Source organism: Natrarchaeobius halalkaliphilus (assembly GCF_003841485.1).
Lineage (GTDB): Archaea > Halobacteriota > Halobacteria > Halobacteriales > Natrialbaceae > Natrarchaeobius > Natrarchaeobius halalkaliphilus.
Genome location: NZ_REFY01000004.1, coordinates 358,493 through 384,574, shown reverse-complemented (window position 1 = coordinate 384,574; position 26,082 = coordinate 358,493). Strand labels below are relative to the sequence as shown.

The window sequence follows — 26,082 nt, the reverse complement described above, 5'->3', positions numbered from 1 at the left end:
CGATCCCGGGGCTACTGTTTCGGACGCTCACCCAGATAGCCTTTCCGACAACTGGGACAGATATCGCCAGCGCGAAGCGATCCGTGGTTGTTCCCCTCGACGAAGTCACAGCGCGGGCAGTAAAACTCCGTTCGGTCGTCGGAGCGGTTTCTCGAGGAACGTCCCGGCGTCGGAACCGACTCGGCCCGCTGGATACCCGATCCGGCCTCGACGTCGGCGGCGGGATCGTCGGCGTCGTTCCCGTCACCGGCATCGAGTATTTCGGCCTCCGTCGCGACCGTCTCGGTGCCGGTCGACGGCTCGTGAGCGGTATCGTCGTGCTCGAGAACGATCCCGTCGTCCTCGATCGGTTCGTCGTCCTCGATCGGTTCGTCGCCTTCGTCCGACTGGTCGTGGTGGCGTTGCTCTGTCGAACCGGCGTTCTCGACCGAATCGGCGTCCTCGCCCGGTTCGGTGTCCGTCGCTGGCTCGGTCTCACTGTCCGGCCAGGCGGCCGACGACTTCGACGTGTCGACGGGCGGACCGACGTCGTCCGAGTCGGGCCACTCGCCGTGGTCGCGGTCGTCGCCGACGTCGCTTTCGTCGTCCTCGAGAATCTCCCCGTCGTCGGTGATCGGCTCGCCGTCTTCGGTTTCGGGATGCTCGGTGGTGCTCGACTCGCCAGGAGGCGGTGAACCCTTCTCGGAAGGAGGGGACTCGACACCCGCCGCAGACTCGTCGACGATTTCTGCGTCAGCTTCGGGTGGTCCGGTTGCGGCGTCCCCGTCTCCGCGCGTTCGGTCGTGAGTCTGTTCTACCGGCGGTTCGGAGTCGACGTCGAGATCAGGATCGTGAGGTCGTGAGTCGCCGGTCGAGTCCGTGACGATGCTCGTCACCTCGGTGTTTTCGCTGATGACGTTTCGCTCGCCACAGCGGAGACACTCCTCGTACTCCTGGACGGTAACGACGACTTCGCTGCCCCGTTCTTCGCGCTCGCGGTCGACTTCGGACTCGCCGTAGTCGTGCCCGAGCAACGAACATCGCAGGACCATTGTCCCACCGTACCGATCCAGGGCATAAAAAACGTACCGCTGCCGTCGGCCGCTCGTCAGACAACGTCCCTCTTCGAGGCGAACGCGGACTCCCGGAACGGCAAACGTCAAATCCCGGGTCGACGAATACTGAGACGGATGAGAGCTAAGCGAGAGTACCGAGATCGGAGCGAGACGGAGGTTGCGGTACTCGATGCGCTCGTCGACCGGGCCGGCGACGGGATGACCGTCTTCGAACTCCGTGCGGCCGTCGAAGCGGAGATCGACGATCTCGAGGACGCACTGGCGACGCTGAAGTCGGACGGACTGATCGTCGTCGAGTCCGAGGGCGACCGAACGAGGATCAAGCCCGACGAGCGAGTGGTTCCGAGCGATCCGACGGATCTCGACGAGGAGTCGTCGATCAGCGACTGGCTGCGAGAGCGGTTTCCATTCTGAACCGAAACGCCTGAGACGGCCAGTCCCCTGGTTCCATCCATGAGTGTTATCGAGTCCCTCCATGCCGACCACGGAGCGACGTTCGGTGAGCGGGGCGGTCGGACGATCGTCGAACACTTCGGACGACCGGAGCGGACCCACCGTGCGGTTCGAAACGGCGTCGGTCTGATCGAAGCCGCCTACGGCGTGGTCGTCGTCGAAGGAGCCGACCGCCTCGAGTACGTCGACAACGTCGTCTCCAACCGGGTTCCCGACGAGGACGGCGCGGGCTGTTACGCGCTCGTCCTCGACCCCCAGGGCAGGATCGAGGTCGAACTCACAATCTACAACGCGGGCGAGCGCCTGCTGCTGTTCGTTCCGCCGGAGACGGCCGAACCGCTCGCCGCCGACTGGTCCGAGAAGGTGTTCATCCAGGACGTCGAGATCACGGTCGCGACCGACGAGTACGCGATCTTCGGACTCCACGGTCCGAAGGCGACCGAGAAGGTCGCGAGCGTCCTCAATGGAGCGGCCACGCCGGATCAGCGACTCTCGTTCGTCCGGGGAACGATGGGCGAGTCGGGCGTCTCGGTTCTCCGAACGGACGCGCTCACCGGGGAGGAGGGGTACGAGGTGATCTGTGCAGCGACCGACGCCGAAGCCGTCTACGACGTCCTGTTGAACCAGGGCATGAACGCCGCCCCCTTCGGATACCGGGCCTGGGAGAGCCTCTCGCTCGAGGCGGGTTCGCCGCTGTTCGAGACCGAACTCGAGGGACGGATCCCAAACGTTCTCGGCCTACGAAACGCCCTCGACTTCGAGAAGGGCTGTTACGTCGGCCAGGAGGTCGTCTCCCGCGTCGAAAACCGCGGTCGGCCGAGCGGTCGGCTCGTGGGGCTGACGCTCGCGGGGGATCCGGTTCCGGACGCGGGTGCGGCCGTCTTCGACGGCGACTCGAGCGTGGGCGACGTCACCCGTGCGGGTGCGAGCGAGATGCTCGGAGACGTGATCGCGCTCGCGGTCGTCGACTACGGCCTCGAGAGCGAGGCGGTGACGGTTCGCGTCGGCGGCTCGGAGCGACCGGCGACGGTGACGCCGCTTCCGTTCGTGGAGGGGTCGGACCGATCAGGTCGACTTCCCATGTACGAGTGATACGGTCTGCTGTAACTGTTTACCGGCGTATCCGGAGACCGGTTTCAGGGTGCGCCGGTACTGACTTACAGCAGACCGTATGGGGCATCAACCAGCGCTGCTCCGACCGACGGGATCCCGTTTCCCGTTCGTTGGACGGCGACTCGAGGATCTGTTCTTCGCGTTCGACACGTTCGGTTCCGATCAGGACTCGAATCGGCGCGGAGTTGATTCAACCGAACGCAAAGGACAGTATAAAGACGAACCGGTTCGTCGTCCGTGACATGACGACGCTCGGAACGGCGAGAGCGGGGCCCGGCGAGATCGATACGGGCCGGCTCGAGGTCGGTGAGACCCGAGATGGGAGCCCATTTGGCCTCCCCGTCGCCGTCATCAACGGCGCACAGTCGGGGAAGACCCTGTACATGCAGGCGGCGAGCGACGGCGACGAGTTGAACGGCGTTGGCGTTATTCAGCGTGTCGTACCGAGACTCGATCCCGCGGAGCTCTCCGGTGAGATTCTGATCGTCGGGATCGTCAACTATCACGCGTTTCAGGTCGCAGAACACCGAAATCCGATCGACGATACCAAGATGAACCGTACCTATCCCGGCAACGAAACCGGGACCTCGAGCGAGCGGATCGCGGCCGCGACGTTCGACGCCGCGACTCGAGCCGATCTCGTCCTCGATTTACACCAGGGGTCGACCAGCCGAATGGTCGACGAGGTTCGGGTCCGCTGTGGGAAACGCCACCGGCTCTACGACGAGTGTCTCGAACTTGCAAAGACCTTCGGCTGCGGATACGTCCTCGATCAGAAGGGGCCCGACGGCCAGCTCGCTCGCGCAGCCCCCAACGAGGGCGTTCCGACGGTCGATCCCGAACTCGGCGGCTGCGTCGGCTGGGACGAAGAGAGTATTCGAGCGGGCGTCGAGGGTGTCTTCAACGTTCTCAACTACTACGGCTTTCTCGAGGGAACCGTCGACCGCTCCCGCCAGACCCGTGCAAACGGGTTCGAGCAGTACGGCGCACCGAGCGGCGGGCTCGTGACGATGAAGGCGGATCTCGGCGAGCAAGTCTCGGCGGGGCAGACGATCTTCGAGGTGACGACGCCGTTCGGTGAGCCGAAAGCGACGGTCACCGCCGACAGTCGCGGGGTTCTCTGGCGGATCCGCCGGTTGCCCCAGGTCGCAACCGGCGAGTACGTCTGCTCCGTCGGTACCGACGTCGACTCCTACTGATACGGTTCGCTGTGACTTTTTACCGGAGCGACCGCGAGCCGTCCTGCGGTCGCTCCGGTAACGACTTACAGTAGACCGTATGAGATGGCATCAGACCTCTGCTGCCGGCGTGTGAGACGACTTATCCAGCCGGCCCAGACGAACCCTGGCGCTGTCGCTGTGGCCATCCCCTCGAGTACGTCTTCCCGACGGGATCGTTCAAGAATCGCGGGGCGACCACGATGCTCTCTCGAGCCGTCGAACTCGGCGTCGAACGCGTCCTCGAGGACTCCTCGGGCAACGCCGGAGCTGCGATCGCCACGTACGCGGCGCGTGCGGGACTCGAAGCTGATATCTTCGTTCCGGCGGACGTCTCCCGATCCAAGCCGATGACGATTCACGTCGAGCCGACGAGCGCCGTCGCGCCGGCCGCACTCGGACGCTATCGCAACGACGGAACGCTCCAACCGGACGCAGACGTCGTCGTCCCGCTGCCGGCAGCGGGCTGAAAACTCTTTGAATCGGCCGTTCGACGGCCCTTGTCTCGGCCCGGGGACTCCGTCGCTCTCGAAAGCTCCGCTTTTCTCCGTCGCTCTCGAACTATCTAAAGTAGTATATTTCCTAAACTTTATTATTATATATATATATTGTATACGTGGCGTGTATCAAACCAATGGTGATGACTGAATGAACTTCGGTAGAAATCGGACGACGAGTCGAAGGCGGTTCATCGAAGGCGTCGGTGCAACCGGACTCGCCGCGTCGATGACCGGCGTCGCAGCCGGGGGAGACTCCTCGGCGGTCAGTCCCCCAAACGCCGTGGTTGCGGGCTATCTCGACGATCTGTCCATCGAGGAAAAGATCGGCCAGATGGTCATGGTAACGACTCGAGGGATCACCGGTCCACACGAGATGCCGCCCGGTGAAACCAAGACGGCGATTCAGAACCTAAACGTCGGGTCGGTCATCGTCTACAACCAGACTTCACCGGCGTACGCAGCGACGTACAACAACAAACTCCAGGAGTGGGCGATGGATACGGATCCGGAGATTCCGCTGCTTGTCTGTGCGGACTTCGAGTACGGCTCGGCTCACAACATCGACATCGGCGGGACGACACACCCCCGCAAGATGGGACTGGCAGCGTCGGGATCGACGGCTAACGCCGTCACGTCCGCAGAAGTCACCGCAGAGGAGATCCGGTCGATGGGGTTCACATGGAACTTCGATCCCGGTGCGGACGTCAACACGAACCCGTCGAACCCGGTTATCGGCGTCCGTTCGTTCGGTGGAGAGACGGAGACCGTCTCCGAGTTCACCGAGGCGATGGTCGAGGCCTACCAGGACAACGACGTCATCGCGACGCCGAAACACTTCCCCGGCCACGGCGACACGGACCACGACTCCCACTACGATCTGCCAATCGTCACCTACGACGAGCAGACGCTTCACGACGTCCACCTTCCGCCGTTCCAGGCGGCGATCGACGCGGGAACGGACGCGATCATGACGGCGCACGTCATCGTCGAGGCGATCGACGACGAACGGCCCGCGACGCTCTCGAAAGACGTTCTCACCGGTCTGCTTCGCGAGGAGATGGGCTTCGACGGACTCATCGTCACCGACGCGATGTCGATGGACGCGATCGAAGACGAGTGGGGTACCAGCGACGGGACCCGCCTGGCCGTCGAGGCCGGTGCCGACGTCATCATGGCGACGGGCACCTGGCAGGATCAGCTCGACACGTACAACGCATTACACCAGGCGTACGCCGATGACGAACTCAGCGAAGAGCGCATCAACGAATCAGTCGCCCGGATCCTCGAGACGAAACTCGAGTACGGCACCATGGATCAGTACACCGTCAATCCGGAGACGGCAATCGAGACGGTCGGCCATCCGAACCACCGCGATACCGCGGCCGATCTCGCACAGGACGGAATCACGCTGATACACAACGACGGCAACCTGTTGCCGCTCGATCCGTCCGCGAACGAGACGGTCCTCGTTGCCGGTGTCGAAGATCTCGGAACGATCCGCGATGCCGTCGAGGCCGAAACAGACGCGACTACGCTCCAGTTCTCGGCAAGTTCACACGATCCAACGCCGACCGAGGCGGAAAACGCCGGTGCACTGGCAGCCGGTGCGGACACCGCGATCGTCCAGACGTACTCACAAGCCGCGATTCCGGACGGACAGCTCGGCGTACTCGAGTCGATCGCGAACGCGAACACTCCGGTCGTCGGGCTGTCGACGGGGCTGCCCTACGACATCGGGGAGTATCCCGACGCGGTCGATGCGGCGGTCGCATCGTATGCGATCGAACGCTGGCAGAGTGAGAACCCGACGGCGCTTAGCGCCGCAGTCTCGGTCCTCTTCGGTGCCCAGCCCGGTGGCCAGCTCCCCGTCGCGATCGGAGACCAGTATCCGATCGGCCACGGCGAAAGCTACTGAGGTCACAGACACTGCGAAACTCGCTTCGATACCTTTTGGACCATCGGTCCGAAAGGTCGGGTAGATGGTCAGCCGACCACCGCAGTACTGCCCCCGCTGTGGAAGCCCCCTCGAGACGATCACGTTCGAATCTCGGGAGCGAAAACGGTGTTCTCCCTGTGGAGCCGTAATCTGGCATAACCCGGTCCCCTGCGCTGGCGTGGCGGTCGTCGATCGATCCAGGGCCGAGCCAGCCGTCCTCTGCGTCGAACGGGGCGTCCCGCCAGGCATCGGCGAGTGGACGCTTCCGGGCGGACACATGGAGATCGACGAGAACCCCGAAACGACGGCCGCCCGTGAACTCGAAGAGGAGACCGGCGTGTCGGTCGATCCCGACGCGCTCGAGATTCTCGATGCGACGGCGTTGCCGCCACAGAACGGCAAACACGTCACGATGATCCACTACGTCGTCGATCGAGCGCACACCGAGGGCGAACCGGCGGCTGGAAGCGACGCGAGCGCAGCACGGTTCTGGACGCCGGCCGAGTTCGATACGGCCGACGAGATCTTCCGACCGATTCACGAAGACCGGTTCCGGACCGTTGCCGACCGATCCGAATGAACTGTCGGTGAATCTCCGACGGGGATCGCACGACACTCTCACCGGTGCGGTGTGACCCTGCCAGTCCGGCGGGCGTTCCTGCCGGTGCGGTGCGTGGAGCCGCGACGTTCGGGTCGCCCCCTCGTCTCGAGTCGCAACTGCGTTGTTCCGGTGGAACCGTCGCCTAGAATCAGACTTATTCCGTTGGACCACCAATCTATTGGTATGAATTGGCATAGCAAGGATCTCGCAGCGATAGTCGCTGATCCGACGAACCGAGCCGTGCTGGACGTGCTGGTCGACGCCGATCGTCGGCTTACGACGATGGAGATCGCTGAGCGACTCGTTTCCCGGGAGTCCGGCGTCGTCGACTCGAGGGAGTACGACCGTCGACTCGATGAAAGGCAGCTCTCGCTTCATCACGGGGTGCTTCCGAAACTCGACGAGATCGGGATAATCGACTACGACGCGAGGAGAAACGTCGTGAGCGTCGAATCCGATGTCGGGAGTGAAGGCGTCTGGGCGGAATTCGAGTCGATCGACGAACTGCTCGCTCGAATCAACGCTCCCGACGAAGCCGACGAACGTACCGTGGGGATGCTCGAGGGCCGGGAAGCGCTGTACGAGTACGGACGAACGCTAGCCGACAGATCCGATGACGAGCTGTTTTTGATATACACTTCCGACGAATTGCTCGACGGAGACTGTCTCCCGCAGGCGAAAAACGCGATTCAGCGTGGCGTCGAATTTCACGCCGGCGTCCAGGGGTCCGGCGCGCGACAGTTCTTTCAAGAGCGGCTTCCGGACGCGACCGTCTGGGAACCACAGCTGGACTGGTGCTCCGATCCATCCGTGTACCCGACGATCAGCCGACTCATCGTCTCCGATCGCAAACGCGTTCTCGTCGGGCTCTGGGACGAGCCCGATGCCGATGACCGAAAAGCTTCGGTCGACGACGGGAAAACCGAGATCGGAATGGTCGGAGAGGGACGCCGGAATCCGCTGGTCGTCCTCGTCCGGGAACTCCTGGGACCACGACTGGATCACCTCGACTATCAAAGCGATGCGTTTCTCGGTGATCTCCCGTTCGAAACGTGAACCCGACATTCCTTTAGTTGCCCCCTGAATACGGGCTGGTATGTTCCTCTCCCTGCGCACGGAAGTCGAGAAGGCCCTCGGCGGGGCGCTCTCGGCGCTCGAGTTTCCCACCGACGATCTCGGAATCGAAGAACCGCCGGAAGACGTAGAGAGCGTTCTCGCCTCGAGCGTGGCGTTCCGACTCGCCGGCGAGGCCGGCGCGCCCCCGCCACAGGTCGCCGGACAGCTCGCGGACGAACTCGACGTTGACGATCTCGAATACGTCTCCGAGGTACGGAGTCAGGGACCGTATCTCAACTTCCTCCCGAGCGACGCCTACTTCGCAGAGACTCTCGGAGCCGCCACGGACGAGCGCTACGGCGCTCTCGAGGACCGCGGTGAGTCGGTCGTCGTCGAACACACGAGCGCGAACCCGACGGGACCGGTTCACGTCGGCCGTGCCCGGAACCCGATTATCGGTGACGCCGTTTCGAACCTGCTCGAGTACGCCGGATACGACGTCTCGCGTCACTACTACGTCAACGACGCCGGTCGTCAGATGGCCGTCTTCACCTGGGCGTACGAGACGTTCGACGAGTCGGATCTGGACGACGACCCCGAACGCGACCGCATCGAGTACGATCTCGTCCGGTACTACCGCCACGGAAACGCGTTTCTCGAGAACGCCCCGGAGTCAGAAGTCGAGGCTGCAGAAGCCGAGATCGAGTCGATCATGCGGGGACTCGAGGCGGGCGAGGAAACGACCTACGAGCGGGTGAGCGAGGTCGTCGATCAGGTCCTCTCGGGAATGACGGCCTGTCTCGAGCGGCTCCCAGCCGAGTTCGACGAGTTCGTCAAGGAGACGCGGTTCATGCGCGACGGGTCGACCGACGAGCTCGTCTCCCGGCTCAAAGCGCTCGACGAAGCCGTCTACGAGGAAGAAGCCTGGCAGCTCGATCTCTCCGAGCAGGGGATCGAGAAGAATTTCGTCTTCCTTCGCTCCGACGATACCTCGCTGTACGCGACCCGGGATCTGGCACACCACGAGTGGAAGTTCGACAACTACGACCGTGCAGTGACGGTCCTCGGAGAGGACCACAAGCTCCAGGCCAGACAACTTCGAACGACCCTCGAGTTACTGGGTACCGATACGGACGAGCTACGGCAGGTGCTCTATTCGTACGTCAACCTCCCGGAAGGGAAGATGTCGACCCGACGGGGGACCGGCGTCGACCTCGACGACCTGCTCGACGAGGCGATCGACCGGGCTCGAGAGGAAGTCGAGGACCGGATGGACGACCGCATCCGCGACGACGATCTGGACGACGAGGACGTCGAACGCATCGCCCATCAGGTCGGGATCGGGGCGGTTCGCTACGACATCGTCTCGAAGCAGCCGACGAAATCGATCACGTTCGAGTGGGACCAGGCGCTCGATTTCGAAGCGCAGTCCGCGCCGTACGTCCAGTACGTCCACGCGCGCTGCTGTGGGATCCTCGAAGAGGGTGGAGCGCTTCAAACTCGCGACGAGACGGACGACGCCCGTCCCCCAGCCGAGGCCGTCGAGACCGACACCGCTACCGTGGAGATCGAACGCGACGTCGACGCAGACCTCCTCGAGACCGACGCCGAGCGAGACCTCCTCGAGACGATCGCACGGTTCCCTGCGGTCGTCGACGAGGCCGCCGACGATCTGGAGCCCCACCGCGTCGCGACCTACACGCGGGAGTTTGCGGATCGATTCAACGCCTTCTATCGCGAGTGCCCGGTGCTCGCAGACGACGTCGATCCCGAACAGCGTGAGGCGCGACTCGCGCTCGTCGCCGCCTCGAGACACACGGTTTCGAACGCGCTGTCGATCCTCGGCGTCGCTGCACCGCGGTCGATGTAACGGCGGACGAGTTCCTCGAGCGGTCTACACCAGTCCCACAGACGTCTTGCTTATATTGTGCCTGCGCAACCGCCGACGGTCGCGGTCGCATCGAAACTGACGGACGGCATCCGTATCAAGAATCGACGGGCGAACCGACCGCTCGGAACGAACCGGCGGTCACTCCTCTTTGGTGTCGACGATCTTCTTTCCGAGTTCTTCTCTCGAGATCTCGCCTTCGAGGTAGTCGAGCGCCCACTCGACGTCGATGAACAGGCCGACGACGTGTGCGCCGTCACGCTCGAGGTAGAGCTCGATGACGTCGACCTCCGCTTTGAACCGCTCGGAGTCGCTGATCGCGTACGCGAGGTCGTGGCCGACGTCCTCGAGCTCTTTGTACAGCTCGTCGGTGTCGGTGACTTCGGTCTGGACGGCGATGCCGAGGCTGTCGCCGTCCCGACTGACCTCGGTGACGGTCAGCTTGTCGCTGTCGGTCTCGATACCGCCGTCGAAGCCGGGGATCTCGTCGTGGTCGTCCCCGTCGTCGTAATCGTCGTCGCCATCGTCGTAGCTGGCTCCGTCGTCGGACGGGTCGTCGTCGGTATCGTCGCTGAGTTCTTCTCCGGTTTCTGTACTGGAACAGCCCGCGAGCACGGTTGCGAGCGCGGCTCCACTGCCGAGGAGGATTTTTCGTCGCTCCATGCTCGAGCGCTCGAGAGACGGTCGGATTAGTAATTAGCTCGTACCCCAGCGGTCGTTGATCCGCTGCGCTCAGCTATTCTATCAAGTCGGACATTCCAGAACCAATCTCTGAAAAGGTGGAATTCGGCGGGTTACGTTCGTGTGTGCCGGAACTCGGTAACGAAATACGAACGGTTTCGAAGAGACGATCGTTCGGAGCCGAAGGTAGTCACCGCATTCGACACGAAAAGAACTCTCGAGGCGTCTCGGAGCGAAACCAGGTACCGCCTACCGGCCGTTAGCTATCGGATTCCGCTTCCGTGATCGCACTCGAAACCTCGTCGTGTGCTGTCTCGCCTTCGATGACCTCCTCGTGATCTCGATCGCTATCGACATCCGGGTTCGAGTCGTCGTCCGAACTGACAGTTCCGACGGAGTCGTCGCCGCCGCTCGAGTGATCCGGGATCTCGATGCCGGCGAGATCTGCGGCGAGCTGGCGATACGCCGCGGATGCGTCGCTGTCCGGATCGTAGACGACGAGTGGCGTCCCGGCGTAGACGCTTTCGCGGGACGTCGGATCTTCGGGAACGGTCCCGAGCAGCGGAATCTCGAGTCTGGAGGCGACCTCCTCGTAGCTGATGTCGCTGCCGGGGTGGGTTCGAGTGACGATGAGTCCCGCGAGATCGCCGCCCGCCCGATCGGTGAGTTCGACCGTTTTTTTCGAGTCCTGAACGGCGGCGGGCTCGGGGGTCGAGACGACGACGACGGCGTCGGCGAGCCCGAGCGGGAGAACCGTCTCGTGGCTGATTCCGGCTCCGACGTCGAGGAAGACGTAGTCGTACGTGGCACGTAGTTCGGAGACCGCCTCCCGAAGCCCCTCGGGAGAGGTTTCGGCGTATTCATCGAGGTCGGTACCACTGGGAACGGCGACGATGTTGTCCGCGAGGCGATAGGTTGCGTCGTCGATGGAGACGTCGCCGGCTAACACGTCGTGCAACGTCGTCGCGTCCGGAGTCAGACTGACGAACCCGGCGAGGTTCGCCATACCCAGGTCGGTGTCGACGATGGCAACCCGCTCGCCCGCCTGAGCGAGTGCCGTTCCGAGGTTGACCGTCGTCGTCGTCTTTCCGACACCGCCCTTCCCGCTCGCGATAGCATAGACAGTCTCGTGTGACATACTCGGATACTGTGCGGACAGTGGAACGGCACCACCGTGAATCTTACCCCCGTCGGCCGAGATTCGAGCGATCGCAGTAGCGTGTCAAAGAATACTTAGCCACAGCACCGTTTTGTACGGCTAATGAGCCAGGAGGGCGAGCAGGAGCAATCCGACCGGAAGAAATACGAGTTCCGGAAGGTCATCGAGGATCTCACAGACTACGAGGGCTCTGGCACACAGCTCGTGACGATTTACATCCCGGACGACAGACAGGTCAGTGACGTCGTCCAGCACGTCACCCAGGAACACAGCGAAGCGGCCAACATCAAGTCCAAACAGACGCGAACCAACGTCCAGGACGCACTGACGAGCATCAAAGACCGACTCCGATACTACGACACCTACCCCCCCGAAAAGGGGATGGTGTTGTTCTCGGGTGCAGTCGACGCCGGCGGCGGTCAGACCACGATGGTCACCAAGGTGCTCGAGAGCCCGCCCCAACCGGTCGAATCGTTCCGATACCACTGCGATTCAGATTTCCTCACCGAACCGCTCGAGAACATGCTCGCGGACAAAGGGCTCTACGGCCTGGTCGTCCTCGACCGGCGTGAGGCGAACGTCGGCTGGCTGAAAGGCAAGCGAATCGAGCCGGTCAAGTCCGCCTCGTCGCTCGTTCCCGGCAAACAGCGAAAAGGTGGCCAGTCCGCCCAGCGATTCGCTCGCCTGCGTCTCGAGGCGATCGACAACTTCTATCAGGAGGTCGCCGGGATGGCGAACGACCTCTTCGTTCCGAAGCGCCACGAACTCGATGGGATTCTCGTCGGCGGCCCCTCCCCGACGAAAGACGAGTTTCTCGACGGCGATTACCTCCACCACGAGATTCAGGACAACGTCATCGGCAAGTTCGACGTCGCTTACACCGACGAGTCGGGGCTGAAAGACCTCGTCGACAACGCCGAGGACGCACTCGCAGACGCGGAGGTAATGAAGGACAAACAGCAGATGGAGGAGTTCTTCGAGGAACTCAACGCGGGCGACCTCGCCACCTACGGGTTCGAACAGACCCGCAGAAACCTGATGATGGGCGCAGTCGACCGTCTGCTGATCAGCGAGGACCTACGGAAAGACGTCGTAACCTACGATTGTGAGGCCTGTGGAAACACCGACCGCGACGTGATCGACCGTCGGTCGTCGATGCCCGAACACGGCTGCAGCGAGTGTGGATCCGACGTCGACGCGACCGAAGAGGACCGCGAGGACGCGATCGACCACCTCATCGAGATCGCAGAACAACGCGGTACCGAAACGAAATTCATCTCGACTGACTTCGAGAAGGGCGAACAGCTGTACAACGCCTTCGGCGGCTTCGCCGGATTGCTCCGGTACTCGACCGGCGTATAAGCGACTCGATCGACGTATAACCGGCTCGGTCATCCTACAACCGATCCCACGCTCGTTGAGGCCGAGGCTTCGTCTCGAACGACGCTCGAGACGTCACTCAGAGCGTTCCGCGAAGGTGGATCGCGTCGTCGGTAATTTCCTCGATACTGCCTTCGTCGAGTGGGTGTCCGTCCTCTGGAACCGTTCCCCATCCGAGCTTTGCTCTGATCGTCGAGACGAGACCCGGATCGGGAACCACGTATCCTCGTCCCCCTTCGACCGCGACGATCCGACCGACTTCGGTGCCATCGACGTTCAGAACTCGTTTCCCCTCGTCCGATTTCTCCAGTGTGTTCTCCGTCATGGGTTCGTCTACCTCCTGGCGAATCCGCTCGAGACGCAAGTCGTGACGGTCCGGTGGCGGTCGAAAGGATCCCTGGGCAATAAACCGAAGAAACCGTTGTCCGGTGGTACTCCGCCGTTAGCGCACGACACGGTCGAGGCCGACGCAGCGTCGGTCGAGTACCCCATCGTTTCGTCAGTAACGACTGCTTATCTCGTCGGACGTGCCAGTGAGTTCGCTCCCGCGACCGGGTGCTCCGTTCGGTGGTACCCCGTCTCGCTGTCCGGACACCGAACCGGTTTGGCTCCGAATAACGGAAGGATTATAGCGGTAGTAACGTATTACCATTCGACCGATGGCAGCGTCCCCGCCACCGACTCTCTCCGCGGCGTTCGACGACCCACGAATCAGCGACCGGTTCTGTCGCCGCCTTTCCGGGCCTGCGGGAAATCTCATCCTCCTCGGGGTTGTCCACGACCACCCTGCCAGCGTCGCCCGCGTCGAACGCGTCCTCGAGTCCCTCGATCCGGACGTTCTCGCACTCGAGTTGCCCGCCGGCGCGCTCGCACTCTATCGAGCCTACGCACGCGAGCGTGACGAGAAAACCGGCACACCTCGATTCGGCGGCGAAATGAGTGCCGCGATCGGCGCTGCCCCGGACGCCGAGGTCGTGGGGATCGACGCGCCTAACTGGTCGTTCCTGCGCCGAGTCGTGACCCGACTGATTGCCGATCGGGTCTCGCCGGCGACTGCCCGCCAGGTCGTCGCCAACATAGGCGGCGCGACGCGAGAGGTGCTCGCCTGCAGAGTCGCGGCGACGCTCACGCACGCAACGTCGATGACGGTCGCGCGCAACGAGCCGGTCGAGTACGACTGCAGCGTCGACGATCCGCCCGAACGACAGGCCGCTCACGAGCGCGCACACGTCGACACCGTCCAGACGTTGCTCGAGAGCGTCGACACCGACGAAAGCGCGCTGTCCTACCGGGACGACGTCAGAGAACGATGCATGGTCGATCGACTCCTCGAGTGTCGAACGAAGGGGGACGTCGTCGCCGTCGTCGGCGTCGATCACCTGGAGCGTCTCGAAGTCGACCTCACGGCTCAGTGTCGAAGCGTCGAGACGCAGTGCCAGCAGTAAGTGAACGTTTGATCCGCCGCGTTCGTTGCGCCACAGTGGGGACAGCGGACCGTCTCGCCATCGAGTTCGCGGTCGTCGTCGGGGGCGTCGGGAGCGTGGTCACCGATCTCGTCTCTGACTCGAGAGTACCGGTCCGGTTCCGGGGACGTTCGTGAACGCGCGCGGTTCGGATCCGCAAAGGACGGCGATCCCGTCGTCTCCCCGTCGTTTCGGCGGGCGTAGACGACGTACAGTATCAGATGAAGGAGGGCAAACAGAACCACGTAGCCGATGAGCCAGCCCCAGAGCTCCATCATCGTGTCATACGTTCGCAAGACACTTGGTTGTTCCCTGATTCAGGAAACGAGAACGGTCAACTCGGGACGACTATCGTGGCAGCTGAAGGTCGCGATCGAACTCGTCGAACACCTCGAGGCCGTCGGGAATGTCGTACTCGAGGTGGCGTTCTTCCTGTCGGTTGACGCCGGCCTCGTCGATGGGCGTCGCGGCGGACTCCCAGCCGGGTTTGATCTTGACGCTCCGTGCGGGCATGCCGACGACGATGTGGTGTGCGGGAACGTCGTTCTGGACGACACCACGCGCCCCGACGATCGCGTTCTCCCCGACTTTGTTCCCGGCACGAACCATCGAATCGTAGGTGAGGCGAACGTCGTCCTCGATGATCGTGTGATAGTTTCTGACCTCGGTCTGATCGACGACGTCGTGATCGTGGCTGAAGATATGGACGCCGTCGGAGATCGAAACACGATCTCCGATGGTCAGCGTTCCGCGATCGTCGAGGTGAACGTCGTCGTGGACCACGGTATTGTCCCCGATACTGATGTTGTGTCCGTAGGTGAACGTGATCCCTTTGAAAAAGCGACAGTCCGTTCCGCAATCGGAAAAGAGGTGGTCCGCGAGCATTCGACGGAATCGAAGCGCGAACTCGACGTTGTCCGCGATCGGAAGGCTATCGAACTGTCGCCAGAGCCACTGGAGGTGTTTCGATCGCCTGAATTCGGCTTCGTCCTTTTCGGCGTAGTACTCGCTCTCGAGCGTGGTGTTACATGGATCGTAACTCTGCAGGCGAACTTGCGTCGCCAACGAAACTGACTCCCCGTCCTGCCAGCGATCGTAGGCGTCTCTGTCTCCCGAGAGATCGAGCAGAACGTCCTCGACGACCGAACAGGTGTCCTCGTCGCTCGAGAGCCGTTCGTCGACCTCGTCTATGAACTCGCGCATGCCCGCTTCCGCCTCGTCGGGAAGCGAGACGTACCGCTTTGTCATACACGAGGTATTGCCCGCGGAGTTGATAGGGGTTCGGTTGTACGTCCGACTTGCCACGTCACAAGGGGTGACACGAGTGTTACCGAGCTGAGGGGGATTCTGTCGTGGTCGTCACGAAGGATGACGGAAATTCGACCCGACTACTGGCAGTCGAATCACTTCTGTTTCCCTGCGTGCCGGGACGCGGTTTCCCACCGCGAGAACAACAGCGCGGGAAGCACGACGGATCCGACTGCGAGCAACGACGCGACGACGACGGTTCCGGCGGTAATCCGGGTCGGACTCACTTCGAGCGAGGCGAACGCGACGGGAACGAGTACGGCGACGGCGAGGACGATCACGAGCAGAACTCGATCGGTCGACCGCTCGTGATCGTCCGCCATACCCTCACTTCCCGGGCCACATCCAAGAACGATTCGACTCGAGAACGCCCCCTCGAGTGGCGGAGGCCTCGAGGGCCGAACCCGTTCGGACCAGCGTGCTCAGTGTTCCGTACGCCATAAGTCCCCTGACTACGAAGACGCACGTATGCGATACACCGAACTGGGTAACTCCGATGTCGAGGTCAGCGAGGTCGGCTTCGGTGCGTGGGTCGTCGGCACCGACTGGTGGGGCGACCGTTCTGAGGACGACGCGATCGAGATGATCCGGTACGCCGTCGACCGGGGGATCACCTACTTCGATACCGGCGACGTCTACGGCCACGGTCGGAGCGAAGAATTGATCGGACGGGCACTGACGGACGTCCGCGACGAAGTGACGGTCGCGACCAAAGTCGGCTACGATTTCTACAACAACCCCCAGGCCGGCCACGGGGAGTTGCCAAAGGAGATGGATCCGGAGTACCTTCGGAAGGCCGTCGAACGGAGCCTCGAGCGCCTCGAGATGGACTCGATCGACGTCCTGCAGCTTCACAACGCGAACGTCGAGGAGATCACTCCCGACATCCTCGAACTGCTCGACGAACTCGAAGAGGAGGGGATCATCCACGCGACGGGACTCGCACTCGGTCCGTCGATCGGCTGGCTGGCAGAGGGCGACCTCGCGATCGAAGAAGAGTTCGACTCCGTCCAGCTCGTCTGGAACGTCCTCGAACAGGAGGTCGGAAATCACTTCCTCGAGACGATCGAGGAGACCGGCTCGTCGACGAGTCTAATCCCGCGGGTCCCACACTCTTCGGGAATCCTGAACGAACAGGTCACGCCCGAGACCGAACTGGGCGAGGGAGATCACCGCGGATTCCGCCCCGACGAGTGGTACGAAACCGGCTGGGAGAAACTCGAGAAGCTCCGATTTCTCGAGTGCGCGGAGCAACGGTCCGCGGATGATGAACGCGCGGAGCAACGGTCCGCGGATGATGAACGCGCAGCCGAAGGCGACCGCGAGCGTACCATGGCCCAGGCGTCGATCGCGTGGCTCCTCTCACACGACCCAGTTGCCACCGTGACGCCCACGTTCCGCACGACGACGGATATCGACGAGTGGGCGGCCGCGAGCGACGTTCCCAAACTCTCGAGTGTGGAACTCGATCGGGTCGAGGATCTCTACGAGAACGGCTTTCACATCGATCGAGACGACGGCATGGATGCGTTACGCTCGTCGGTCGGCGGCGACGACATCGAATCGGCGGGACTTGACAAGTTGGCAGCAGACTGAAACTCGAGAGCAGGCGTTGGAGGACATATCGAGGAGAGACGTGGCAGCCGAGAAAAGTAGTCTCATGCGGTCTGCTGTACGTCATTGACGACGCAACTGCGGACGGTTCACGGTCACACCGGTAAATCGGTACGGTGATCCGGGTCAGTCGTCGGCGATCGGCAACGAGAGCGTGACGGCCGTCCCGCCCGACTCCCGCTCGGTGATCGTGAGGTCGCCATCGGACAGCGTCGCCGTCCACTTGGCGATCCACAGCCCGAGCCCGCTTCCGTGATCGAGCGGCGTCTCGGTTCGGTTCTGGAGGATCTGAAACTCACCCTCCGGTATTCCGGGTCCGTTGTCGCGGACGGAAAGACGGACGATGCTATCGCGCTTTTCGACTCGAACGGTTGCTCGCGGTCGATCGCTGTCGTTGTGAACGACGGCGTTCTCGAGGAGGTTTTCGACGGTCGCTTCGAACAGTGTTTCCGACGCAACGGCAACCGACACCTGCTCCTCGGACGTCGCCGTTTCGAAAGTGGCGTCCGGATACGCCGACCGGACGTCCTCGAGAACTCGGTCGAGGGTCGTCGAGACGGGGACTGCTTCGGTCGTCGCGGAGGTGTTGATGGTCCGCTCGAGCGTCCGCGCTTTGTTGCTGAGTTCGATGACCTGTGAGGCGCTCTCTCTGGCCTCGGTGATGTGGTCGGCGGTCGGATCGGTTGCCGTCTCCATCGCAGAATCGAGGTGTCCGATGACCAGCGAGAGTTCGTTTCGAACGTTGTGTTGAAGAACCCGGTTCAGCACGCTGATGCGCTGTTCGCGTTCGACGAGATCGGTCACGTCGTCGAGGTAGATGATGTGACCGGTCCGCCGATCGAGTTGATCAGTGATCGGCGTCGATCGACACCGGTAGATGCGCGTTCGTCCGTCCCCCTGAACGACGAACTCCTCGTCGCTTCGAGCGGGACCGCTGGAGTGCCCGTCTTCGTTCTCGTCGGAGAGAACGCCGTTGATCTCCTCGGGGAGCACGGCTTCGATCGGATCCCCGATGCTGGGATCGTCGAGGACGGCTTCCCCGACGCCGTTGACGTCGACGACGGTTCCCTCGTGGTCGGCGACGATCACTGCATCATCGAGTTCTTCGACGAGTGTATCCCGCGCGACCGGGCGCAGATCGAGCAAGTCGAAGTGAAACAGGGCAACCGCGAATGCTCCGCCGGAGATCGTCAATGCAGTCATCGTGAAGTCAACGCTCGACCCCGGTTCCGTGAGAACGTTGACTGCGATGTTCGTCAGCAGTGGGGCGGCTCCACCGACCACCAACAGCGCCGATTGCTTCCGGTAGATCGGACCCGATCTGAAGAAGGTATAGATGAGTAACGCCAGACCCGTTCCCACGAGGGCGTAGGAGTACAGGAGGTTCGTCCAGAAGAGTACCCCCGGATCGAACGCGACGATCGCGGTCTCGTTGACTCGAGTCACCGACGTAGATTGCCAGAAGTAGCCGTGGTACCGATTCGTGAACACGCCGACCAACATACCGAGTGGAACCACCGACAGCGCGCCGATAAGCCGTCTCGAAAACCACTCACGCTTTCCCGCGTAGGTCATCGCGACGGCGAAGTAGGCCAGGGGAACGACCACCGTTCCCGGATACCGAAGCCGGTTCCAGAACAGCGTTGTCTCCGGCGAGGTGGCGCCGATACTCAGACCGTACGGAAACGCCCAGGCGGCAGCACTACACAGCAAGAGGGCGACGGGCCACGCCATCGGGTCGCTTCGGTGTCGCAGGGTTTCCAGTGCGAGTACAAGTGCGAGAACTCCGCTCGCGAGGACGACTATCTCCGACACCGAAACCACCCAACCCATGGCAGTATCACCTCGCTAATCCTACTTAAGGGAACGGAACGACTCAGACGCTGAGGGGAACGAAATCAGCGCCCGGATGACGTCAGCTCGTTTTCGTGAATCGGGCTCGTTCAGGTTTCCTCGAGGGGAGCCGGACCCGCGAAACGAATCGTCTCGAAAAATCGCCGTTGAGGGCTCTCTCCCGGATCAGGACGTCGATTGGTGTGCCAGCCACCGCTTCCAGGTCGTGGTGCCGACGGTCCGGTCCGGGCACGTGGCCTCGCCCGACCGGAAGCCTGCCGCGACGGCACCCGGAATCGGGACCGGCACGATCGGCCGGCGCGACCCCGTTGCGGTACGATACGCTCGAGCGAGTTCACCGACCGTTCGGACCTCGGGTCCGCCGACGGGCGGGACACGTCCCTGCGGGTCGGCCGTCGCGCGATCGACGACCGCGGCCGCGGCCTCTCCCGGTTCGATCGGCTGGAGGGGAACGTCGACCGGAAGCGGCCAAACGGGCACCCGCGAGATCGCCTCGAGGACGTCGAAGACGAACGAGTGAAACTGCGTGAGCCGAACGATCGTCGACGGCACCTCGCTCGCCTCCGCGGCACGCTCTGCCTCGAGTTTGTGCTGGTAGTACGTCAGGGGGACCGAATCGACGCCGACGATCGAAACGTAACAGACGTTCGAGATCCCCGCCTGGGCGGCCGCGTCGAGGAGTCGGCGAGTGCCCTCGACGTCGACGGCCTCGGTATCTCCTCGGGGGGCGCTCGCCGCGTGGACAACGACGTCGACGTTCTCGAGGGCGGCCTCGATCCCGGTTCCGTCGGCGAGGTCCATCTCGACCCACTCCGCGTCCGCGTCGGGCTCGCTGGGCGGCGATCGACTCGCCGCACGAACCGCGTGACCCGCATCGCGAAGTCGAGGACGGAGCTGCCCGCCGAGCGTTCCGGTTGCGCCGGTGAGTAGGGTTCGAATCGGTTCGGTCATCGCGGATGACCGTTGGACGTAGGGAACCGAGACGTTAGCCCCGGATACGTCTGTGGGTTTTAAGTCATCGGAGGAGTGCGAACGGATATGAAACACGTCCGACTCACACTGGACGCCGACGGACGTGAAGCCGACGTTCACCCGATGTACGACGTTCTCCTCAACGCAGCGGCCGTCGACCGTGCGACGGCGATGCACTGGAACGTCAGCGACGACGAACTCGCCATCATGCACCACGTCGAGGGTGATATCGAGCTGTTCCGGGCCCAACTCGAGCGGATTCCCGAGGTGGTCGCCTACGAACTCACGCCGGCGGGCGAGGGGGCCTTCTACGCGTACGTTCGAGATAGGATGACAGAACCGCTCCGAGAGCTGTTCGCGACGGCGTCGCGTGGACCGCTAGTCGTCGTTCCACCGCTCGAATACGCCGACGGTGTGGTCTCGTACTCGGTGTTCGGTCCGAGCGAGGCGATCCAGACGGCACTCGATCGGATTCCCGATCCGATCGACGCGACCGTCACGGCGATAACGGGTATGGCAGCGGTTCCCGGCGTTCTCGAATCACTGCTCTCGGATCGCCAACGTGAGGCTCTCGAGGTCGCGCTCTCGCTCGGATACTACGAGATTCCCCGCGAAGCGAGCCACGAGGACGTCGCGAGCGAGATCGGCTGTGCCCCGAGCACCGCAGCGGAACACCTCCGAAAGGCCGAGTCAACGGTCGTTCGGTCGGTACTCACCCGGTGATGTCGTCCCGAGAGACCCCCTGGTAGGAAGTACAAGCTCCTTAGTCTGTATTAGTTTCCTTGGGGGGTAGGCTTTTACGCAGCAATGGTGTGCGGAACACTATCATGACTGACGTCACCTACGTCCAGAAGGCGTGTGCGTACATCACCCGATCGACGGGAGAGTTGCTCGTCTTCGAAGGACCGGGTCACGACGGCCTGCAGATCCCGAAGGGAACGCTCGAGACGGACGAATCACCGAAGGAAGCGCTGTTCCGCGAAGTGCTCGAGGAGAGCGGCTTGGGAACGCTGAACGCGACACAGCACCTCTCGACGGACGTCTGGACGCGGCGTCGATCCCCACCCAAACGTTACGTCCGTCATTTCTTTCACTCGACGGTTCACGAGCCACGCGATCGGTGGACCCACAGGGTGACCGACGGCGGCGACGAACACGGCTCCGAGTTCGAGCTGTACTGGGTTCGGCCCTCCACGTCGCGAACCTTCGCGCTCGATCTCGACGATTACGTCCAGTTACTGCCGACCGCCGAGCCGCCCGGCGACCTCGCGACGGCATCGGACTGACCGCCTCGTCGTTCGTCGTCCGGTCCGATCGGTCCCTTAGTTCGAGAATGCGCGCTCGACCGCCGCGGCAACGCTTCGCGCGCGCTCGGAGAGCTCCTCGCTGACGAGTCCGTCGTCGACCGCGGCCTCGAGTTCGTCGCCGTCGACCACCTCGACCGTCCCGTCGGCTCGCTTGATCACGTCGACGTAGAGGTCGACGTACCGTATCCGCTCCGGGAACAGCTCGACTGGCGTACAGACGTTGACGTACGTTCCCTTCGTGGAGCCATCCGCCGTTCTGTACGTCGTCGGATACCACCACCGCCCCTCGCGGAACTTCGTGACGGCGACGTCGCCGTCCTCCTTCGGGACGTCGAGTGCGTCGTACGTCCCGCCACCGCGCATCGACCGCTCGAGCGTCAGCGTTCCGTCGGGCCCCCAGTCGGTGACCTCGCCGCGACCGAGCGAGACGAGCCTGCCGTCGGGTTTGCCGTGGCCGATCTCGAGGCGATCGTCGACCGTCGGACCGAACTGACGGGCGACCGTCTCGAACGGAAACGAATCGGCCGACGGGAACGCGCCATCACTCGCGATCGAGGCGGTCACCGACTCGGTGAAGTCGACCGCGGCGCTTGCGGCCCGGTCGGCGGCCTTCGTCCGGTGGTGCCCCGGCATCGTCGTCTCCACGTCGCGGCGGACGTCGTCCAGTTCGAACCGCGACTCGCGGCCGAACCAGATCCACTCGGTCTCTCCCGGAGCCAGGAGTCGATCCGGCTCGTCGGGTTCGCCAGGTGCGTCCGCGAGACCGTCTTCGAGGGTTCGTACTCGCTCGACGCCGCGCTCCAGTGCGGTCGTCATCGTCTCGAGATCGGCCTCGGCCGCCGGCGGTTGCCAGCGAACCCCCCACCCCTCCGGTCGGTCGATCGACAGCAGGTCGGTCATTCCGACGAGTTCGTCGCCACGAGCGCCGCGAACCGCCGCCGAGACGCCGTGTCGATCCCGCGAGAGCGTACAGAGATCGCCCCGGGCCTCGAGCGTCGGTTCGACCAGCGGTCGGTCGTCGTCCCACGGTGGCGCGGGTTCGTGTACCTGGAGTCGATAGCGGCTTCCGTCGTCGACGTAGCCGTCGACGGCGTCGTACGGGAGATAGCCACGCCTATCGTCTCCGAGATCGACGACCGCACCGCTCCCGCCGCTCGCCGCTACCACCTCGGCGTCGAACACCGCACCGCGTGGAACGTCGTCCGCCCAGCGAAAGGTGTCGATCGAGACGTCTTCGAGCGCCGTCGCGACCGCTTCGACCTCCTCTGGAACGCCCGAGAGTTCGAGTCCCTGTCGATCGCGGGTCGTGTCGATCGTGACGTCCGCCGGGGCGGTCGCGAACGATTCGTCGAACCGGTCCCGAATCGGTTCCGAGGCCTGGGCGATCTCGAAGCCGCGTTGCTCGAGCAATCGGGTGATCGCGGTCGCGTAGATGCCGCGTATCCGGACCGTCGTCATAGCGTCTCGCGGTCGGGCGCAAAGCGGACCCGGTCGTGGATCGTCGGACCGAGGGTTAACTCGACGAGATCGTCGTCCAGAATTCGGCCGTTCTCGACGAAGGCGCCCCAGCTATCGAACCGGAGCCAGCCGCGCATCTCGTTTGCGTGCGTCGTGAGATCGAGTCGCTCGACCGCGTGTTCGGGATGCTCGGACGCCGAGTGCGCCATATCCATATCCGAGTGAACCACGTCGTGGGCGTCGAAGAACGCCTCGAGCGCCGCGGCGTCCGCCTCGACCGCGTCGACGACCGATTCGGAGGCCGCCTGAAGCTCGTCGGTCTCGAGGCCGACGTCCCGAAGCGCCCGCTGTGTTCGCTGATCGAAGTGCATACCCGGTCGTAGGGACGGGACGCCTTTGTTAATTCCGAGTCGGACCGCTCCGCCGCTCCGAACGCTTACCGGAGAGGAGAACGTACCGGATGGCATGCAACGCAGGCGAGATCCGGTCGAACGAGCCGATCAGCAGTCGACCGACCTCTATGACGTCTCGACGTGGGAGCCGCGATCGTTCCTCGACGTGCTGGCGTACAGCATCTACAACGCGATCAACTACGGACTCCGCGCGATCGTCCTCGCCGTCGCTCTTGCGATCACCCTTCTGTTGCTCGTTCAACCGGGTATTCTCGTCCTCGAGCAGCCGCTGCTCGGTCTCTTCTTCGGGCTTTCGGTCGTCCCCGCGGCGTTGCTCGCCGGATTCATCTGGTATACGGACATCACGTCGAACGAGCCGATCGGACTGCTCGTCGCGACGTTCGTCCTGGCAGTTCTGTTCGCGACGTTCGCCGCGGTCGTCAACTCCGTAACGCGACCGTGGTTCGAGGCGATTCCGCTCGTCGGCACGGTGCTCTTTTTCTTCCTGATCGTCGGTCCCGTCGAGGAGACGGTCAAACTGCTCGCGGTTCGCGTCTTCGCCTACCGAAGCGAGTCCTTCGACGCGGTCATCGATGGGGCCGTCTACGGTGCGATCGCTGGTCTCGGATTCGCCGCGATCGAGAACGCGATCTACATCGCGGAGACGGTCTCTGAAACCGAAATGGGACTGTACACCGCGGCGACCGGTATCACCACGGTTCGTGCGCTCGTCGGTCCCGGCCACGTCATCTACTCCGCCATCGCGGGCTACTATCTCGGGCTCGCGAAGTTCAATCCGCAGTACGCCGGCCCCCTCGTCGTCAAAGGGCTGTTGATCGCCGCGGTGGTACACGCCACCTACAACTCCACCGTCAGCGTCGTTCCCGACGTCATCGCCTCGCTGGCCGCTATCCCTCTCGAGTTCGCGTTCATCGGCTACGTGATCCTCTTCGATCTCGCGATCGGCTACTACCTCTACCGAAAGATCGTCCGGTACCGCCGGACCTACAGCAGCGTCAGGAACGACACTGACGACGCCTCGAGTCCGGAGCTGACGGAGTTCGAGCCGCCGACGCGGTGAATCCGTTCCCGCGATCGCACCAGTGAATCCCTTCGCACCCGCATCGTTGGGCTTTCGCGACTGCGCCGTCGCGTCCAACTCGATCGGGGCAGCGAGCTCGACAACGACGGCCAGTATTTATATGGAGTGACTCGGAACGATCCGACGATGGTTCCGATTATCGGCTCTGTCGTCGCGTTCGTTGTCGCGTTGCTCGTCGGCGGTCTGGCGATCTACGTCAGCGCCTGTCTCGTCCTCGACGTCGAAGACTACTCCCACGCCGTCGTCACGGCGCTTTTCGGCGCGATCGCCTGGGCACTGACCGCCTGGATACCGCTTTTCGGTTCGCTCATCGCGCTCGTGGCCTGGGTGTGGGTCATCAACTGGCGGTACCCCGGAGGCTGGGTCAACGCTGCGATCATCGGTGCGGTCGCCTGGTTCGCAGCCTTCGCCATCCTGTTCGTCCTCAACAGCCTCTTCGGACTCGGCGTGAACGCCTTCGGCGTCCCCGGTGCCTGATCGGTCGGTCGAGCGCGAGACTCCGATCACACTCCATCGCACCGACCAGTCGGCTCACTCGACTCGAGTCTCGAGCAGCCGTTCGACGTACTTCGCGAGCACGTCGACCTCGAGGTGAACCGGATCACCGACCGATTTCTCGGAGAGGGTCGTGAGATCGTAGGTCGTCGGAATAATAGCGACGGTGACGCGCCCGTCGTCCTCGAGATCCGCGACGGTCAGGCTGATCCCGTCGAGAGTGATCGATCCCTTCTCGACGACGTAGCGTTCGTACCCCGCCGGGAGGGAAAACTCGAAGAACCAGTCCTCGTCGACGGACTCGACGTCCGAAATCGTCGCGACGGTATCGACGTGTCCCTGAACGACGTGGCCGTCGAAACGCCCGTCGGCCGGCATCGCACGCTCGACGTTGACCGCGTCGCCAACCTCGAGTTCACCCAGGTACGTTCGCTCGAGGGTTTCGGTCGCGAGAAAGACCTCGAACCACTCCCCGTCCTCGTCTCGCTCGACGGTGAGACACGCGCCGCTGACGCTGATACTCTGTCCGTGCTCGAGTCCCGTCGCGACCCCGTCCGCGCCGATCCGGAGCCGAAGTCCGTCGTCGCTCCGGTCGCGAGCGATGATCTCGCCGGTCTCCTCGACGATTCCGGTGAACATACTCGGAGGTACCAGCCGACGAATAAATGCGTTCCGACGCCGTCATGCATCACGCGTTCGTGATGACCTCCACCGCGTTTCTCGCGTTCGCGATAACCCCGGTCGCGTTTTCGATCGGAGTTGCCGCCGTACTTTTGCACCCTCGCGCGCTATCGGTGGACAATGGCAGGCCTCATCGATACGATCAAACTCGCCGGGGTGTTGATTCTCGCGATTCCAGCCGCTCTCGCGGGCCTCGAGCTTCTGTTGGTCCGCGGCGAGACGACGACCGGCGGCATCCTCCTCGGGCTCGCGGTCGCGCTCGTGGTCGTCCAGCGGCGACTGACGATGCCGACCGATATTCCGGAACTGGTCGCAAAGCGAGTCGGCTCCACGGTTGCGAGCGACCCGGACCCTGATTCCGACCCCGAGCAAGATCGATAACGACGACGAAAACGAA

General features: G+C 63.2%; 27 protein-coding genes and 2 pseudogenes. 17 read left to right on the top strand and 12 right to left on the bottom strand.

Features of this window, described 5'->3' with window-relative positions; genetic code table 11:
* Positions 1-11: 11 nt before the first annotated feature.
* Positions 12-1,031 carry a DUF7093 family protein gene (locus tag EA462_RS12010; protein WP_124178811.1) on the bottom strand — a complete coding sequence of 340 codons (1,020 nt, stop codon included), beginning with the start codon at positions 1,029-1,031 and terminating at the stop codon, positions 12-14.
* 138 nt (positions 1,032-1,169) lie between these two features.
* Between EA462_RS12010 and EA462_RS12005 the strand changes: the two genes are divergently transcribed.
* The 9 genes and pseudogenes from EA462_RS12005 (at position 1,170) to EA462_RS17900 (ending at position 9,801) form a co-directional block, all read left to right on the top strand.
* Positions 1,170-1,469 (top strand): DUF6432 family protein, encoded by a 300-nt coding sequence (locus tag EA462_RS12005; protein WP_124178810.1) that lies wholly within the window; start codon positions 1,170-1,172, stop codon positions 1,467-1,469.
* Positions 1,470-1,508: 39 nt separating this feature from the next.
* Positions 1,509-2,600, top strand: a complete 1,092-nt coding sequence (gene ygfZ / locus EA462_RS12000) for a CAF17-like 4Fe-4S cluster assembly/insertion protein YgfZ (RefSeq protein ID WP_124178809.1) — start codon at positions 1,509-1,511, stop codon at positions 2,598-2,600.
* A gap of 263 nt (positions 2,601-2,863) precedes the next feature.
* Positions 2,864-3,820, top strand: a complete 957-nt coding sequence (locus tag EA462_RS11995; RefSeq protein WP_124178808.1) for a succinylglutamate desuccinylase/aspartoacylase family protein — start codon at positions 2,864-2,866, stop codon at positions 3,818-3,820.
* Between the two features lie 89 nt (positions 3,821-3,909).
* Positions 3,910-4,197, top strand: a pseudogene (locus EA462_RS11990) (pyridoxal-phosphate dependent enzyme); the annotation flags it as partial.
* 289 nt (positions 4,198-4,486) lie between these two features.
* Positions 4,487-6,253: a glycoside hydrolase family 3 protein gene (locus EA462_RS11985; RefSeq protein ID WP_124178807.1), complete on the top strand. Its 1,767-nt coding sequence runs from the start codon at positions 4,487-4,489 to the stop codon at positions 6,251-6,253.
* A 64-nt stretch (positions 6,254-6,317) separates the two neighbouring features.
* Positions 6,318-6,854 (top strand): NUDIX domain-containing protein, encoded by a 537-nt coding sequence (locus EA462_RS11980; protein WP_124178806.1) that lies wholly within the window; start codon positions 6,318-6,320, stop codon positions 6,852-6,854.
* A 204-nt stretch (positions 6,855-7,058) separates the two neighbouring features.
* On the top strand, positions 7,059-7,931 hold the full coding sequence (locus tag EA462_RS11975) for a DUF7344 domain-containing protein (protein ID WP_124178805.1): 873 nt from the start codon (positions 7,059-7,061) through the stop codon (positions 7,929-7,931).
* Positions 7,932-7,971: 40 nt separating this feature from the next.
* Positions 7,972-9,418 (top strand): annotated as a pseudogene (gene argS, locus EA462_RS11970) (arginine--tRNA ligase); the annotation flags it as partial.
* Entirely contained in the window at positions 9,403-9,801 is a 399-nt protein-coding gene (locus tag EA462_RS17900) for a DALR anticodon-binding domain-containing protein (RefSeq protein ID WP_394341822.1), read from the top strand. The pseudogene argS and the gene EA462_RS17900, both read left to right, overlap by 16 nt.
* Before the next feature lie 159 nt (positions 9,802-9,960).
* On the opposite strand, the gene EA462_RS11965 is transcribed toward EA462_RS17900, so the two are convergent.
* Positions 9,961-10,482: a hypothetical protein gene (locus tag EA462_RS11965; protein ID WP_124178803.1), complete on the bottom strand. Its 522-nt coding sequence runs from the start codon at positions 10,480-10,482 to the stop codon at positions 9,961-9,963.
* Between the two features lie 277 nt (positions 10,483-10,759).
* Complete coding sequence (gene minD, locus EA462_RS11960; RefSeq protein ID WP_124178802.1) at positions 10,760-11,638, bottom strand: MinD/ParA family ATP-binding protein; 879 nt, start codon at positions 11,636-11,638, stop codon at positions 10,760-10,762.
* A gap of 123 nt (positions 11,639-11,761) precedes the next feature.
* Between minD and prf1 the strand changes: the two genes are divergently transcribed.
* Positions 11,762-13,021: a peptide chain release factor aRF-1 gene (gene prf1, locus EA462_RS11955; RefSeq protein WP_124178801.1), complete on the top strand. Its 1,260-nt coding sequence runs from the start codon at positions 11,762-11,764 to the stop codon at positions 13,019-13,021.
* Positions 13,022-13,118: 97 nt separating this feature from the next.
* Here the strand turns inward: prf1 and EA462_RS11950 are convergent, their stop codons facing one another.
* Positions 13,119-13,364, bottom strand: coding sequence for a PRC-barrel domain containing protein (locus EA462_RS11950; RefSeq protein WP_124178800.1), 246 nt, complete (start codon positions 13,362-13,364; stop codon positions 13,119-13,121).
* 334 nt (positions 13,365-13,698) lie between these two features.
* Between EA462_RS11950 and EA462_RS11945 the strand changes: the two genes are divergently transcribed.
* Positions 13,699-14,484: a hypothetical protein gene (locus EA462_RS11945; RefSeq protein ID WP_124178799.1), complete on the top strand. Its 786-nt coding sequence runs from the start codon at positions 13,699-13,701 to the stop codon at positions 14,482-14,484.
* Here the strand turns inward: EA462_RS11945 and EA462_RS11940 are convergent.
* From EA462_RS11940 to EA462_RS11930, 3 genes are all read right to left on the bottom strand, one after another.
* Positions 14,448-14,777 (bottom strand): DUF7577 domain-containing protein, encoded by a 330-nt coding sequence (locus tag EA462_RS11940; RefSeq protein ID WP_124178798.1) that lies wholly within the window; start codon positions 14,775-14,777, stop codon positions 14,448-14,450. The two genes, EA462_RS11945 and EA462_RS11940, sit on opposite strands and share 37 nt — an antisense overlap.
* A gap of 73 nt (positions 14,778-14,850) precedes the next feature.
* Positions 14,851-15,750 carry an acyltransferase gene (locus EA462_RS11935; RefSeq protein WP_124178797.1) on the bottom strand — a complete coding sequence of 300 codons (900 nt, stop codon included), beginning with the start codon at positions 15,748-15,750 and terminating at the stop codon, positions 14,851-14,853.
* A 155-nt stretch (positions 15,751-15,905) separates the two neighbouring features.
* Positions 15,906-16,133, bottom strand: coding sequence for a hypothetical protein (locus EA462_RS11930; RefSeq protein WP_124178796.1), 228 nt, complete (start codon positions 16,131-16,133; stop codon positions 15,906-15,908).
* Positions 16,134-16,278: 145 nt separating this feature from the next.
* On the opposite strand from EA462_RS11930, the gene EA462_RS11925 reads away from it, so the two are divergent.
* Positions 16,279-17,406: an aldo/keto reductase gene (locus EA462_RS11925; protein ID WP_124178795.1), complete on the top strand. Its 1,128-nt coding sequence runs from the start codon at positions 16,279-16,281 to the stop codon at positions 17,404-17,406.
* Positions 17,407-17,550: 144 nt separating this feature from the next.
* On the opposite strand, the gene EA462_RS11920 is transcribed toward EA462_RS11925, so the two are convergent.
* Both EA462_RS11920 and EA462_RS11915 read right to left on the bottom strand, forming a co-directional pair.
* Positions 17,551-19,257, bottom strand: a complete 1,707-nt coding sequence (locus EA462_RS11920; protein ID WP_124178794.1) for a sensor histidine kinase — start codon at positions 19,255-19,257, stop codon at positions 17,551-17,553.
* 186 nt (positions 19,258-19,443) lie between these two features.
* Complete coding sequence (locus EA462_RS11915) at positions 19,444-20,229, bottom strand: SDR family oxidoreductase (protein WP_124178793.1); 786 nt, start codon at positions 20,227-20,229, stop codon at positions 19,444-19,446.
* An 87-nt stretch (positions 20,230-20,316) separates the two neighbouring features.
* On the opposite strand from EA462_RS11915, the gene EA462_RS11910 reads away from it, so the two are divergent.
* A complete protein-coding gene (locus tag EA462_RS11910) occupies positions 20,317-20,973 on the top strand; it encodes a helix-turn-helix domain-containing protein (protein ID WP_124178792.1) in 657 nt (218 codons plus the stop codon).
* 104 nt (positions 20,974-21,077) lie between these two features.
* On the top strand, positions 21,078-21,536 hold the full coding sequence (locus tag EA462_RS11905; protein WP_124178791.1) for an NUDIX hydrolase: 459 nt from the start codon (positions 21,078-21,080) through the stop codon (positions 21,534-21,536).
* Between the two features lie 36 nt (positions 21,537-21,572).
* Here the strand turns inward: EA462_RS11905 and EA462_RS11900 are convergent, their stop codons facing one another.
* On the bottom strand, positions 21,573-23,015 hold the full coding sequence (locus EA462_RS11900; RefSeq protein WP_124178790.1) for a DUF402 domain-containing protein: 1,443 nt from the start codon (positions 23,013-23,015) through the stop codon (positions 21,573-21,575).
* Positions 23,012-23,386, bottom strand: coding sequence for a DUF7532 family protein (locus tag EA462_RS11895; RefSeq protein ID WP_124178789.1), 375 nt, complete (start codon positions 23,384-23,386; stop codon positions 23,012-23,014). The genes EA462_RS11900 and EA462_RS11895 overlap by 4 nt, the downstream gene beginning before the upstream one ends.
* A gap of 94 nt (positions 23,387-23,480) precedes the next feature.
* Here EA462_RS11895 and EA462_RS11890 point away from each other — a divergent pair, with 94 nt between their 5' ends.
* On the top strand, positions 23,481-24,488 hold the full coding sequence (locus tag EA462_RS11890; protein ID WP_124178788.1) for a PrsW family intramembrane metalloprotease: 1,008 nt from the start codon (positions 23,481-23,483) through the stop codon (positions 24,486-24,488).
* A 147-nt stretch (positions 24,489-24,635) separates the two neighbouring features.
* Positions 24,636-24,986: a hypothetical protein gene (locus EA462_RS11885; protein WP_124178787.1), complete on the top strand. Its 351-nt coding sequence runs from the start codon at positions 24,636-24,638 to the stop codon at positions 24,984-24,986.
* Positions 24,987-25,040: 54 nt separating this feature from the next.
* Here EA462_RS11885 and EA462_RS11880 read toward each other — a convergent pair whose 3' ends face one another.
* Positions 25,041-25,643 carry a riboflavin synthase gene (locus EA462_RS11880; protein WP_124178786.1) on the bottom strand — a complete coding sequence of 201 codons (603 nt, stop codon included), beginning with the start codon at positions 25,641-25,643 and terminating at the stop codon, positions 25,041-25,043.
* A 162-nt stretch (positions 25,644-25,805) separates the two neighbouring features.
* Here EA462_RS11880 and EA462_RS11875 point away from each other — a divergent pair, with 162 nt between their 5' ends.
* Positions 25,806-26,066: a DUF7533 family protein gene (locus tag EA462_RS11875; protein ID WP_124178785.1), complete on the top strand. Its 261-nt coding sequence runs from the start codon at positions 25,806-25,808 to the stop codon at positions 26,064-26,066.
* Positions 26,067-26,082 lie beyond the last annotated feature (16 nt).